At 71.7% G+C, this 14,372-nt stretch carries 6 protein-coding genes; 5 read left to right on the top strand and 1 reads right to left on the bottom strand.

The features are described 5' to 3' along the window. Positions 1-44 precede the first annotated feature (44 nt). From JS756_RS34020 to JS756_RS34030, 3 genes are read left to right on the top strand one after another with little or no spacing between them, the layout of a single operon-like run. Entirely contained in the window at positions 45-1,112 is a 1,068-nt protein-coding gene (locus tag JS756_RS34020) for a glucose-1-phosphate thymidylyltransferase (protein ID WP_205387138.1), read from the top strand. Further along, positions 1,109-2,098 carry a dTDP-glucose 4,6-dehydratase gene (gene rfbB, locus JS756_RS34025; RefSeq protein WP_205387139.1) on the top strand — a complete coding sequence of 330 codons (990 nt, stop codon included), beginning with the start codon at positions 1,109-1,111 and terminating at the stop codon, positions 2,096-2,098. Before JS756_RS34020 ends, rfbB begins: the two co-directional genes overlap by 4 nt. Beyond that, positions 2,095-3,333 carry an NAD(P)/FAD-dependent oxidoreductase gene (locus JS756_RS34030; RefSeq protein WP_307791395.1) on the top strand — a complete coding sequence of 413 codons (1,239 nt, stop codon included), beginning with the start codon at positions 2,095-2,097 and terminating at the stop codon, positions 3,331-3,333. Before rfbB ends, JS756_RS34030 begins: the two co-directional genes overlap by 4 nt. Before the next feature lie 84 nt (positions 3,334-3,417). On the opposite strand, the gene JS756_RS34035 is transcribed toward JS756_RS34030, so the two are convergent. Then, the gene (locus JS756_RS34035) at positions 3,418-4,197 is read right to left on the bottom strand and encodes a VC0807 family protein (RefSeq protein ID WP_205387140.1); all 780 of its coding nucleotides are present in this window, start codon (positions 4,195-4,197) and stop codon (positions 3,418-3,420) included. Positions 4,198-4,526: 329 nt separating this feature from the next. On the opposite strand from JS756_RS34035, the gene JS756_RS34040 reads away from it, so the two are divergent. Together JS756_RS34040 and JS756_RS34045 are read left to right on the top strand one after the other, a co-directional pair. Further along, on the top strand, positions 4,527-5,978 hold the full coding sequence (locus tag JS756_RS34040; protein ID WP_205387141.1) for a cytochrome P450: 1,452 nt from the start codon (positions 4,527-4,529) through the stop codon (positions 5,976-5,978). Positions 5,979-6,507: 529 nt separating this feature from the next. Next, positions 6,508-14,372, top strand: a 7,865-nt coding sequence (locus JS756_RS34045) for a type I polyketide synthase (RefSeq protein WP_240204796.1), incomplete at its 3' end; no start/stop codon positions are given.

Raw genomic sequence — 14,372 nt, forward strand, 5'->3', positions numbered from 1 at the left:
CGGCCGGCCCTCTCACCGACGACACGTAAGGCGGGACGGAAACCGTGAAGGCTCTCGTGCTGTCGGGAGGTGCGGGGACCCGGCTGCGGCCCATCACCCACACCTCCGCCAAACAGTTGGTGCCGGTCGCCAACAAACCCATCCTCTTCTACGGCCTGGAGGCGATCGCCGACGTCGGGATCACCGACGTCGCAATCGTGGTCGGCGACACCGAGGACGAGATCCGGCAGGCCGTCGGCGACGGCTCGGACTTCGGCCTCGACGTCACCTACCTGCGGCAGGAGGCACCGCTCGGTCTCGCCCATGCCGTACTCATCGCCCGGGACTTCCTCGGCGACGACGACTTCGTGATGTTCCTCGGGGACAACTTCGTCTTCGGCGGCATCAACGACTCCGTCGAGGAGTTCCACAAGACACGCCCCGACGCCCAGCTCCTGCTCACCCGCGTCCCCGACCCGTCCGCCTTCGGCGTCGCCGAACTCGACGAGCAGGGACGGCTGGTCCGCTTGGAGGAGAAACCCCACCGGCCCAGGAGCGACCTGGCACTCGTCGGCGTGTACCTCTTCGGCCCTGCCATCCACGACGCCGTACGCGCCATCGCGCCCTCCCGACGCGGCGAACTGGAGATCACCGACGCCATCCAGTGGCTGCTCGACCGCGAACGGGACGTCCGCACCACCGTGATCACCGGATACTGGAAGGACACCGGGAACGCCACCGACATCCTCGACGTCAACCGCCGACTGCTCGACCTGCTGGAGCACCGGGTCGACGGGGACGTCGACGGCGCCAGCGAGATCGTCGGCCGGGTCCGCATCGAGGCCGGTGCGACCGTACGCGGCTCCCGGATCGTGGGACCCGCGATCGTCGGATCCGGGACCCTCGTCCAGGACTCCTACATAGGCCCGTCGACGTCGATCGCCGAGGACTGCGTCATCCGCAACAGCGAGATCGAGTTCTCCATCGTCCTGCGGGAGTCCAGCTTCGACAGCATCCGCCGGGTGGAAGGCTCGCTCGTCGGCCGCAACGTGCACGTCTCCCTCGGCCCACGGGTGCCCGCCACCCACCGGCTCGTCATCGGCGACCACGGGCGGGTGCAGATCTCCTCATGACGACCGGCATCCTGGTGACCGGCGGCGCCGGTTTCATCGGCTCCCATCACGTGCGAACCCTGCTCGGCCGAGCCGGCCCGCCCGACGTGTCCGTCACCGTGCTCGACAAACTCACCTACTCGGGCAACCCCGCCAACCTGGACCCCGTCCGCGAGCACCCCGCGTTCACCTTCGTCAAAGGCGACATCTGCGACCAGGAACTCGTCGACGACCTCATGGCCCGCCACGACGACGTCGTGCACTTCGCCGCCGAGTCGCACGTCGACCGGTCGATCCTCAGCTCCGCCGAGTTCGTCCGTACCAACGTCCTGGGCACCCAGACCCTCCTCGACGCCGCACTGCGGCACCACGTCCGCACCTTCGTGCACGTCTCCACCGACGAGGTCTACGGCTCCATCGACACCGGCGCCTGGACCGAGGAGAGCCCGCTCCTGCCGAACTCCCCCTACTCCGCCTCCAAGGCCGCCTCCGACCTGCTCGCCCTCTCCTACCATCGCACCCACGGCCTGGACGTGCGGGTGACACGCTGCTCCAACAACTACGGACCCCACCAGTACCCCGAGAAGGTCGTCCCCCTGTTCGTCACCAACCTCCTCGAAGGTCTGAAGGTCCCGCTGTACGGCGACGGCGGCAACGTACGCGACTGGCTGCACGTCGACGACCACGTCCACGGCATCGAACTGGTCCGCACCCGGGGTCGAGCCGGTGAGGTCTACAACATCGGCGGCGGCACCGAACTCACCAACCGCGACCTCACCGGCCTGCTCCTCGACGCGTGCGGCGCCGGACCGGACCGCATCGAGCACGTCCCCGACCGCAAGGGCCACGACCGCCGCTACTGCGTCGACTGGACGAAGATCCGCGACGAACTCGGCTACCGTCCGCGCACGGACTTCACCACCGGGCTCGCCGGGACCGTCGCCTGGTACCGCACCCGCCGGTCCTGGTGGGAACCGCTGAAGACGGTCACCGGGGTGACGGCGTGACCGAGCTGAACGAGGTCGTCGTCGTCGGCGCCGGGGCCGCCGGCGCCACCACCGCCGAGAGCCTGCGCCGCCAGGGTTACGAGGGCCGGCTCACCCTCGTCGGCGCCGAACCCCACCTGCCCTACGACCGGCCGCCCCTGTCCAAGCAGATCCTCACCGGACGCTGGGAACCGGACCGGGTCCGGCTGCGCGCACCCGAGACCTACGACCGGCTCGGCATCGACCTGCGTCCGGGCAGCGCAGCCACCCGACTCGACCGCACCGGACGCGCGGTCGAATGCGCCGACGGCTCCCGGCTGCACGCCGACGCCGTCGTCGTCGCCACCGGCGTACGGCCCCGGCGACTGCCCTGCACCGACGACCCCGGCCGCTTGGGTGCACCCGATGGGCTGCACGTCCTGCGCACCCTCGATGACGCCCTCGGTCTGCGTGAGGCCCTGCTCGGCGGCCCGCGCCTGGTGGTGGCCGGAGCCGGACTGCTCGGTACGGAGGTCGCCGTCGCCGCTCGGACCCTCGGCGCCGACGTCACGCTGGTCTGCCCCGCGCCCCTGCCCCTGCTCGACCTGCTCGGACGACAGGCCGCCGACCTGGTCTCCGCCACCCACCGGGACCTCGGCCTGCGCGTCCGCCGGGGACGGGCGACCGCCGTGGCCGCCGCCCGTGGAACCGTCACCGGAGTCCGCCTGGCCGACGGAACCCTGCTGCCCGCGGACGTGGTGCTCGTCGCGGCCGGCTCCCTGCCCAACACCGAGTGGCTGCACGGAAGCGGCGTGCCCGTCGAGGACGGCGTCGTCTGCGACGTGCTGTGCGCGGCGGAGCCCGGCGTGTGGGCCGCGGGCGACGTGGCCAACCGGTGCGACCCGCGCACACGACGGCGGCACCGGCTGGAACACCGGACGCACGCCACCGAACAGGCCGTGGCCGTCGCCCGCAACATCCTCGCGGGAACCCGAGCACGGCCCTTCACACCGCTGCGGTCCTTCTGGACCGACCAGCACGACCTCAAGGTCCAGGTGTTCGGGGACATCACCGGGACCGACCGGTGCAGCATCGTCGAAGGCAGCCCCGCCGAGCGGAAGTTCACCGCCGTGTACTGCGCGGGAGACCGCGTCCTCGGAGCCGTCGCCGTCAACATGCCGCGCGAGGCGCAGCGACTGCGCACAGCCGTGGAGACCGGAGCGCTCCACACGGCCGGACCGTCCCGGCCGACGACAGCGGGCGCGTCGGACGCCTGAGAACGGGCAGGCGCTCCGGGCGCCGTGGGTCGCGTACCGGGGTGGGGCGACTGCGGCCCGGGGCGGGCGATCGGACCGGCCGGGTCAGTGGTGGTCGTGTCCGGCGCGGCGCGCCGCCTCCGCCCCCCGACCGCCGTCGCGCACAGCGGAGCCGAGGTCCGGGGCCAGGATCGGCCAGAGCCCGGCCCGCGCGTGGTAGACGTTCACGATCACCAGCATGAGCAGCGTGAACACGCCGTACTGGACTCCGTTGAGAGCCGGCACCATGTGGACCGGCAGGGTGTACGCCATCAGCGTCCGGATCCCCGAGTCGACGATCAGTCCGACGCCCCACATCACCGTGGTGACCCGCCAGATGCGCCGGAAGCGCGGGACCTCGTCCCACAGCTCGTCCCAGTCCCGGCCACCGGCGGCCCGCCGCTCCAGCAGCCGCCGGGAGAAACCGAACGCCAGCGGGCGTCTGCCGCGCAGCGACACCAGGAAGCCCAGCCCGGCCGCGCCGGTCAGCCAGCCGTCACGGACCAGCAGCAGCCGTGGACTGCCGCTGACCACCGACACGACGATGCTGAGCACCAGCATGACCGTCACGAACACGCCCAGCACGTCCACCTGCCGGGTCCTCGCGAACCGCACCAGCGTCGACGCCGCAGGCACCACCGCTCCGGCCGTCAAGGCGATCACATCACCCACCCCGGCCGCCGTCAGGCCGTAGTACAGGCCGATCGGAGCACCGAAGTCCAGGAGGACGGTGAGCAGCAGGGGCGGCCCGGACGACGGCCCGGACACCTCACGGGGGCTGCCGCCGCCGCGGCCGGGTCGGTCGGAGGGCGGCCGGCCCGGCAGGGGGCTTACGCCGTTGGTCATGCGTTCTCCGTCCGACGGGACCGTACGCGAACGATTGCCGGGCGTCCCACCCCCGACCGTTGGACTGCGGAAGCGGGCCCACCACGCGCCAGCGTACGTGCGCACGCCGTCCAGGCCCCACGGCAGACGACCGCATCGAGCCAATACTTTGGAATTCCCTAGACCTCGACGACGGCCCGCCGGGACGCAGTTCCCCCGGTGCTAGCGTCGAACGCCAGGTCGACCATCATGCACACCCCTCCCGTTCCGCCGCGGCCGCAGAAACCCGGTATCTGCACAGCTGGCTCGGCGTTGTGACCTGTCACCCTCCGCTGACCCAGGAGACATCTGTGACCGACGTTCGAACAACTCCCGAGTCGCCCGCACCGACGGAATCCATTCCCGCTCCCGGTCCCATGCGGCTGAAGGAGATGCGCGAGGTCATCAGAAACGTCCCGCGCTATCTCACCGGTCTGCGCGACAAGCACGGTCCGCTGGTGCGTGTCCCCATGGGAAAGACCGACGCCTTCCTCGTCAGCGACTTCGACGTCGTCCAGGACGTCGTCATCGCCTCCAGCCGCCGCTTCGACAAAGACGCCCAGAAGACCGGCCCCGGCCCCGACGACTGGGGCTCCACCCTCGAACGCGTCCTCGGCAAGGGCCTGGTGACCAGCGTCGGCACCTACCACCGCCGACAGCGCCGGCTCATCCAGCCCGTCTTCCACCGCCGGCGCATCGCCGGATACGGCACCGCGTTCGCCGCCATCGCCGACGAGGCGGCCTCCCGGCTCACGGACGGCGACCGGTTCAACTTCCACGAGGCGATGTACGAACTCGCCCTCGGCATGGTGACCCGCACCCTCTTCGACGTCTCCCTCGACAGCGAGGCCGCGGACCGCATCCGTACCGCCTTCCCCCGCGAGGGCGGCCCGCTGCGCTGGGAACTGAGCCCCTTCGGCAAGATCCTGCTGCGCCTGCCGCTGCCCGCCAACCGGCAGTTCAAGCGCGGCCTGAAGGCCGTCGACGACATCGTCTACGGCATGATCGAGGAGCGCCGCAACGGCCCGGGCGACGGCGAGGACCTCCTGTCCGTGCTGCTCACCGTCACCGACGCCGACACCGGCGAACACCTCACCGACCTCGAACTGCGCGACGAGGCGATCACCCTGCTGATGGCCGGCCACGAAACCTCCTCGGGTTCCCTGACCTGGGCCTACTACCTGCTCGGAACCCACCCGGAGGTTCGCGAGAGGCTGCACGCCGAGATCGACGACGTCCTCGGCGACCGGCTGCCCACCGTGGACGACCTGCCCCGGCTGCAGTTCACCGACGCCGTGTACTCCGAGGCGCTGCGCCTGTACCCGCCGGCCTGGGTGCTCGTGCGGCGCGCCCTGGAGGACTACACGGCCAACGGCTACCACGTCCCGCGCAACAGCGTCCTGATGGTCAGCCCCTACGTCCTGCACCGCGACGCCACGTGGTGGCCGGAACCCGAACGCTTCGCGCCCCAGAGGTTCCTGCCCGAACCCGACCCGACCGACCCGCTCACCGGGCACGCCAAGAGCCCCGGCCGCCCCAAGCTGGCGTACCTGCCCTTCGGTGCCGGACCCCGCCAGTGCATCGGCAACGTCTTCGCCCAGATGGAGGGCGTCATGGCACTGGCCACCCTCAGCAGGCACTGGGAGTTCGAGCCGGTCGGCAACCCCCCGGAGCGCGTCACGAGCGACTTCACCCTCCAGCCCCGCGGGGGGCTGGAGATGGTCGCCCACCGCAGGCACCGAGAGACCGCGAACGGCCGCTGACCAGCGCCGAACAGTAGAAGTCTCCCTAGATCGCCGGCTGCCCGCGGGACTCGCCCGCAGGCAGCCGCCAGGATGACAAGCATCGCAACCACCGATTGTCCCGCGGACGGCGCGGCAGTCGGATCCGGCCGGAATGCGCGGCCAGAAATCGAGCTGGATCCGTAGGGCGGAGGCAGTGGCCGTGGTGCCAGAAGACGCACACGCACGGGACGACGCGGCAGGTACCCGTGGGGGAACCGCACCCGTCGACAGAGCCGCGTCCGTCGGGGGATCCGCGCCCGCAGCGGAAGCCGACCCCCCGCACGGAAGCGAGCCCCTCACCGGGCCCGAACCCGTGCGCGGAGCCCACGTTCCCGAGAGGGCCGGATCCGCCCCCGCTGCCGGGCAGCGACCCACCGGCGGGCAGCGATCCGCCCGCGGGCCCGCATCCCTTCCGGCGGATGCACCGGGCCCGGACACGGAATCCCCCGGGCAGCGATCCGCCCGGGAGAACACGGTGGTACCGCGGGACGCCGTCGCCGTGGTAGGCATGTCCTGCCGCTTTCCCCAGGCGCCCGATCCGGCCGCGTTCTGGCGCCTGCTCGTCGAGGGCGAGAACGCCGTCACGGAGACCCCCGCCGACCGCCGCGACTGCCTCGCCGCTCGCCGTCCCGAGACTCCCCGCCGCGGCGCTTACCTCGACCACGTCGACCGCTTCGACGCCGCCTTCTTCGGCATCTCACCGCGCGAAGCGGTGGCCATGGACCCCCAGCAGCGCCTCGTCCTCGAACTCGGCTGGGAGGCACTGGAGGAGGCGGCCGTCGTCCCCGCACGGCTGCGCGGCAGCCGTACCGGCGTCTTCGTCGGTGCCATCTGGGACGACTATGCGGCTCTCGCCCGGCGCCTCGGTCCCGAGGCCGTCGGTCCGCACACCCTCAGCGGCCTGAACCGCGGCATCATCGCCAATCGGCTGTCCTACGTCCTCGGCCTGCGTGGTCCCAGCCTCACCGTGGACGCCGGCCAGTCCTCCTCCCTCGTCGCCGTCCACCTGGCGTGCGAGAGCCTGCGACGCGGCGAGTCCGACCTCGCCCTGGCCGGTGGCGTCAACCTCACCCTCGCCCCCGACAGCGACCTCGCCTCGGCCGGCTTCGGCGCCCTGTCCCCGGACGGCACCTGCTTCACGTTCGACGCCCGCGCCAACGGCTACGTGCGCGGCGAGGGCGGCGCGCTCGTCCTCCTCAAGAGCCTCGCCCGAGCGCTCGCCGACGGGGATCGCATCCACTGCGTCATCCGGGGCAGTGCCACCAACAACGACGGCGGTGGCGACGGCCTGACCGCGCCCCTGCGCGAAGCCCAGGAGGAGGTCCTGCGCCTCGCCTACGACGACGCGGGCCTCGACCCGGCCGACGTCCAGTACGTCGAACTGCACGGTACCGGCACCCGGCTCGGCGACCCCATCGAGGCCGCCGCCCTCGGCACGGTCGTCGGACGCGCCCGCGTCGACGGCACCCCCCTGCTCGTCGGCTCGGTGAAGACGAACATCGGGCATCTGGAGGGCGCGGCCGGCATCGCCGGGCTGGTGAAGACAGCGCTGGCACTCCGGCACGGACGCCTCCCGGCCAGCCTCAACCACGAGCACCCCAACCCCGCCATCCCCCTCGACGACCTCAACCTGCGGGTCGCGACCGCGTCCCTGCCGTGGCCGCGCGAGGACCGGCCCCGCCGGGCGGGCGTCAGCTCCTTCGGAATGGGCGGCACCAACTGCCACGTGGTGCTGGAGGAATGGCCCGAGACCGCCGCAGCCGACACCTCCACCACCGCGGATACGTCCCGCGCGGGCGGGGAGACCGCCACGGCCACCTCCGCACCCGAGGAGACCGGTACGGCCGACGCCGCCCGTGAGACCACCGGGACGACCATCCCCGAGGACGGCGCGACCCGCCCTGCCCTGCCCGACGCCCTGCCCGACACCACCCGCGTGCCCCTGCCCTGGATCGTCTCGGCACGCACGGGCAGGGCGCTGCGTGCCCAGGCCGAGAGGCTGCTCACCCACCTGGAGGACGACCCCGCAGCCGGCGCGGCCGACGTCGCCCACTCCCTCGCCCGGACGAGAACCCGCTTCGAGCATCGGGCCGTCGTGCTGGGCACCCGTCGCGAGGACCTGCTGCGCGGCCTCACCGCCCTGGCCGCCGGCGCCGCGTCGCCCGACGTGGTCACGGGAGAATCCGAACCACCCGCCACGGCCACGCCGAGGAGAACGACGGGACCCCACCCCGCACCGACGACCCCCGTCATCGGCGGCAGCGCCTTCCTCTTCGCGGGACAGGGCTCGCAACACCTCGGCATGGGCCGGGAACTGTACGACGCGTATCCGGTGTTCGCCGCAGCCTTCGACGCCGTCGACGCCGAGCTGCCGTTCAGCCTCAGGGAGGTCGTGTTCGGTCAGGACGCCGACCGGCTGAACCGCACCGAGTACGCGCAGCCCGCCCTCTTCGCCCTCGAAGTCGCTCTGTTCCATCTCGCCGCGTCCTTCGGGGTACACCCCGACGTCGTCTTCGGGCACTCCGTCGGCGAGATCGCGGCGGCGCACGTGGCCGGCCTGTGGTCCCTGGCCGACGCCTGCCGTGTCGTCGTCGCGCGCGGCCGGCTGATGCAGGCCCTCCCCGAGGGCGGCACCATGGTCTCCCTCCAGGCCACGCAGGACGAGGTGCTGCCCCTCCTCACCGGTCACGAGCACCGGATCGGCATCGCCGCGGTCAACGGCCCCGCGGCGATCGTCGTGTCGGGTGCCGCCGAGGCCGTCGAAGAGGTGGCGGCCCACTTCCGAGCCCGCCACCGCAAGGTGACGGCCCTCCGCGTCAGCCACGCCTTCCACTCGCCGCTGATGGACCCGATGCTCGCCGACTTCCGCGCGGTCCTCGCCGACGTCTCCTACGGGCGCCCCACCCTGCCGATCGTCTCCGACGTCACCGGCCGTACCGCCACCCTCGACGAACTCACCGCACCGGACCACTGGACACGGCACGTCCGCTGCACCGTGCAGTACGCCGAAGGCATCCGCACGCTGGAGGCCCAGGGCGCCCGGCACGTTCTCGAACTCGGACCCGACGGCACTCTGACCGCCCTCGCCCAGCAGAACCTCGACACCGACGACGTCGTCGCGATGCCCGCCCTGCGCAAGGACCGTCCCGAGGCCCGCGCCTTCGTCGAAGCGCTCGCCACGCTCCACACCAGCGGTATGCCCGTCGACTGGACCCCCGTCCTCACCGCGCACGGTGCCCAGCGCACCGAACTGCCGACCTACGCCTTCCGCCGCCGCCGCTACTGGCTGCCCGACACGGCCCCCGGCACGCCCACCGTGGCGACGGATGCCGGGGAGCCTGCGGAGAACGCACCAGGGGGACGCGCGAACGCCAAGGAGAGCCAGGGGACGCCTGAGGTCCACAGGGCCCAGGACGTCCACGGGAGCCGGGAGGTCCAGGAGACCCGGGACACCGAGAACCCCGAAGACGCCGAGGACACGGCCTCGGCGCTGCGCACCCGCCTCGACCGGCTGTCACCGCGTGAACGGCACGCGACTCTCCTGGACCTGGTCCGCACGCACGCCGCCGCCGTCCTCGGCCACGACGCGGCCGACGAGGTCGAACCTCGCCGCACCTACAAGGACCTCGGCTTCGACTCCCTCGCCTCCGTCGACCTGCGGAACCGGCTCAGGACCGCCACCGGACTGCGACTGCCGGCCTCCCTGCTGTTCGACTGCCCCACCCCGGACGCGGTGGCCCACCACCTCGCAGAGCACCTCTCGCCGGCCACCGATCACAGTGGAGCCGAGGCAACAGCCCCGGCCCGCGCGGGCGACGACCCGGTGGACTCTGCGGACCCGGTGGTGATCGTGGGGATGGCGTGCCGGTTCCCGGGTGGGGTCGGTTCGCCGGAGGATCTGTGGCGGCTGGTGAGCGAGGGCGGTGACGCGATCGGCGCGTTCCCGGTGGACCGTGGCTGGGATCTGGACGGCCTGTACGACCCGGAGCCCGGTCGGGCCGGTCACACCTACGTCCGTGAGGGTGGCTTCCTGTACGACGCCGCCGAGTTCGACGCCGGGCTGTTCGGTGTCTCTCCGCGTGAGGCGTTGGCGATGGATCCGCAGCAGCGTGTGCTGCTGGAGACGTCGTGGGAGGTGTTCGAGCGGGCGGGTATCGATCCGGCGAGCCTGCGCGGTTCCCGCACGGGCGTCTTCGCCGGACTCGTGGAACAGGGGTACGGGGCACGCCTGCGCGAGGCCGTGGAGCAGTCCGACGGCTACGTCCTCACCGGCACGACCCTCAGCGTGGCGTCGGGTCGTATCGCGTACACGTTCGGTTTCGAGGGTCCTGCGGTGACGGTGGACACGGCGTGTTCGTCGTCGTTGGTGGCGTTGCACCTGGCGGTGCAGGCGTTGCGGGCGGGTGAGTGTGATCTGGCGTTGGCCGGTGGTGTGACGGTGATGTCGACGCCGGAGATGTTCGTGGAGTTCTCGCGGCAGCGGGGGTTGGCGTCGGACGGTCGGTGCAAGGCGTTCTCGGACGGTGCGGACGGCACGGCCTGGTCGGAGGGCGTGGGGCTGTTGCTGGTGGAGCGGTTGTCGGATGCGCGGCGTCGTGGGCATCGGGTGTGGGCGGTGGTGGCGGGTTCGGCGGTGAACCAGGACGGTGCGTCGAACGGGTTGACGGCGCCGAACGGTCCGTCGCAGCAGCGGGTGATCCGGAAGGCGTTGGCGGGTGCCGGGCTGGTTCCGGGGGATGTGGATGCGGTGGAGGCGCACGGCACGGGGACTCCGCTGGGTGATCCGATCGAGGCGCAGGCGTTGCTGGCGACCTACGGTCAGGGGCGTGAGCGTCCGTTGTGGTTGGGGTCGTTGAAGTCGAACATCGGTCATGCGCAGGCGGCTGCGGGTGTCGGTGGTGTGATCAAGATGGTGATGGCGATGCGGCACGGTGTGTTGCCGCGTACGTTGCACGTGCAGGAGCCGTCGTCGCATGTGGACTGGACGGCCGGGGACGTGGCGCTCCTGACGCGGGACACCGCGTGGGAGCGGGCGGAGGACCGGCCGCGTCGGGCGGGTGTGTCCTCGTTCGGCATCAGCGGCACCAACGCCCACGTCATCCTCGAAGAGGCCGCCGAAGAGACAGCGCCGCAAACGTTCCCCGACCGGGACGCCCTCGACGCGGAGCGACGCATCGCACCGCTGCCCCTGTCTGCCGCCGACCCCGACGCCCTGCGTGCCCAGGCGGAGCGACTCTGCCACCTCCTGGACGAGAACGGCTGGCTGACGCCCGCGGACATCGGATGGTCACTCGCGACCACGCGCGGCACCCTCGACCACCGCGCCGTACTCCTGGCCGCCGACCGGGACGAACTGGAACACGGCCTGCGCGCCCTGGCAGCCGAAGAGTTCGACCCCCACCTGGTGACCGGTGCCGCCGAACGGCGTGGCCGACGGCTCGCCTTCCTCTTCGCGGGTCAGGGTGCGCAGAGGGTCGGTATGGGGCGGGAGTTGTATGCCGCGTTTCCGGTGTTCGCCGCCGCCTTCGACGCGGTCGACGCCGAGTTGCCGTTCGGGCTGGCGGAGGTCGTGTTCGGTGGGGATGCCGAGCGTGTGGATCGGACGGAGTTCGCGCAGCCTGCGTTGTTCGCTCTTGAGGTGGCGTTGTTCCGGCTGTTGGAGTCGTGGGGTGTGCGGCCGGATGTGCTGGTGGGGCACTCGATCGGTGAGATAGCTGCGGCGTATGTGGCGGGGGTGTGGTCGCTTGAGGATGCTTGTCGTCTGGTGGTGGCGCGGGGTCGGTTGATGCAGGCGTTGCCCGCGGGTGGGGCGATGGTGGCGGTGCAGGCGTCGGAGGAGGAGGTGCTGCCGCTGCTGGACGGTGTGCGGGTGGGGCTGGCCGCGGTGAACGGTCCGCGGGCGGTGGTCGTCTCGGGCGTGGCCGAGGCGGTGGAGGAGGTCGCGGCCCACTTCCGCGCCCAGGACCGCAAGGTGACCGCGCTGCGGGTCAGCCATGCCTTCCACTCGCCGCTGATGGAGCCGATGCTCGCCGACTTCCGGGCCGTGGCCGACAGCCTGACGTACGACGAACCCCGCATCTCCCTCGTCTCCACCCTCACGGGGGCGCCGTCGGACCCGGCCGAACTCATGACCCCCGACTACTGGGTGCGGCACGTCAGCCGGACCGTCCGCTACGGCGACGCCGTACGCGTCCTCGCAGAGCAGGGAGTGACCCTGTTCGTCGAACTGGGCCCCGACGGTACGCTCACCGCGCTCGCCCAAGCGGCCCTGGACGCTGACGGGAGGAGCTTCCTGACCCTGCCGTCCCTGCGGAAGGACCGGTCGGAGGCCGAGGCACTGCTGGCCATGACGGCCGCACTGTTCACGAGCGGCGGCGAGGTCGACTGGCCCGCCCTCTACACGGGCAGCGGTGCCCGCACGGTCCAACTGCCGACGTACGCCTTCCAGCGCACGACCTTCTGGCCGACTCCGGACCCCGGACGGCGCGGCGGCGACATCTCCGGTCTCGGTCTCACCTCCGCCGACCACCCGCTGCTGGGAGCAGCGGTCGCCCCGGCCGACTCGGACGGCGTGGTCGTCACCGGCCGCCTGTCGCTGCGCTCGCACCCGTGGCTGCGGGACCACGTCGTCGCCGGCGACGTCCTCTTCCCGGGGACGGGCTTCCTGGAGATCGTCCTCCAGGGTGCCGACCAGGTCGGCTGCGACCATGTGGAGGAACTCACCGTCGCCGTGCCACTGGTGCTCCCCGAGGACGGAGGCATACAGGTACAAGTTCTGGTGAACGACCCCGACGAGTCGGGCAGCCGAAACGTCAGTGTCTTCTCCCGACCCGACAGTGCCTCCGAGGACGGGGCGTGGATCCTCAACGCCAGCGGTGTCGTCGGCACCGGCCTACCCCGTCCGACCGGGTCGTTCGGCTTCGGCCAGTGGCCGCCGCAGGGCGCGGTGACGGAGCCCGTCGACGGAGTGTACGAACGTCTCGCCGCGCTGGGGCTGTCCTACGGGCCCGTGTTCCGCGGGCTGCGCGCGCTGTGGCGGCGGGGTGAGGAGGTCTTCGCCGAGGTCGCACTGCCACAGGCACACGAGGAACTCGCCGACCGGTTCGGCATGCACCCCGCACTGCTGGACTCCGCCCTGCACGCGGTCCTGCACGGCACCTTCGGCAGCGACAGTGCGGTGCGGCTGCCGTTCTCGTGGAACGGCGTGTCGCTGTGGGCCACCGGCGCACGAGAGCTGCGCGTCCGCGTGGCTCCCGCCGGTCCGGACAGCGTCGCTCTGAGTCTGGCGGACTCGGCCGGCGGCGCCGTGGCCGTCGTGGACTCGCTGGTGCTGCGACAGGTCACCGATGTGTCGGGCCCCACCGACGGCGGTCGGCAACAGGACGGACTCTTCCAGGTCGACTGGACACGACTGCCGACGGCCGCCGGACCGGTTCCCGAGGCGAGCACCGCGCTTCCCGGGCCGGAGGAGCCTGTGGCGGGTGACGTCCTGATCCGGGTGGAGCGCCCGGTGGGTGATTCGGCCGATGCCGCTCACCGGGTCACACAGAAGTTGCTCGCCCATGTACAGACGTGGCTTGCGGAGGAGCGGTTCGAGGGTGCGCGGCTTGTGGTGGTGACGGAGGGGGCGGTTGTTCCTGACGGGGTGGGGGTGGTCGATCCGGTTCTGGCCGGGGTGTGGGGGCTGGTGCGGGCTGCTCGGGCGGAGGCGCCGGGGCGGTTCGTGTTGGTGGATGTGGATGGTGTGGGGGAGTCGTGGGGGGTTGTCGGCGGGGCGTTGGAGTCGGGTGAGCCGGAGCTGGCGGTGCGTGGTGGGGTTGTGTATGTGCCGCGGTTGGGTCGGGTGTCGGGTGGGGGTGTGTTGACGGTTCCGTCGGGGGAGTCGGCCTGGCGGTTGGACATTGCGGAGAGGGGGACGTTGGAGGGGCTCGTACTGACACCTGTCGAGCGATCGGAGCTGACGGTGGGTCAGGTTCGGGTGGAGGTGCGGGCGGCGGGTGTCAACTTCCGTGACGTCCTCAATGTGCTGGGGATGTATCCGGGTGATGCGCGGGGTTTCGGTCTTGAGGGTGCGGGTGTGGTGGTCGAGGTGGGTCCTGGTGTGTCGGGGTTGGTGGTGGGTGATCGGGTGATGGGTATGTTCCCGGGTGCGTTCGGGCCGGTGGTGGTGGCGGATGCGCGGATGGTGGTGCGGTTTCCTGCGGGGTGGTCGTTCGCGCAGGCGGCGTCGGTGCCGGTGGTGTTCTTGACGGCGTATTACGCGTTGCGGGATCTGGGGTCGGTGTGTGCGGGTGAGCGGGTGTTGGTGCATGCGGCGGCCGGTGGTGTGGGGATGGCGGCGACGCAGTTGGCCCGGTGTCTGGGGGCTGAGGT

This window comes from Streptomyces actuosus (assembly GCF_016921115.1).
GTDB lineage: Bacteria > Actinomycetota > Actinomycetes > Streptomycetales > Streptomycetaceae > Streptomyces > Streptomyces actuosus_A.

Coding starts and splice junctions, on each gene's coding strand:
- rfbB (WP_205387139.1), top strand. CDS start 1,109: ATGACGACCGGCATCCTGGTGACCGGCGGCGCCGGTTTCATCGGCTCC.
- JS756_RS34035 (WP_205387140.1), bottom strand. CDS start 4,197: ATGACCAACGGCGTAAGCCCCCTGCCGGGCCGGCCGCCCTCCGACCGA.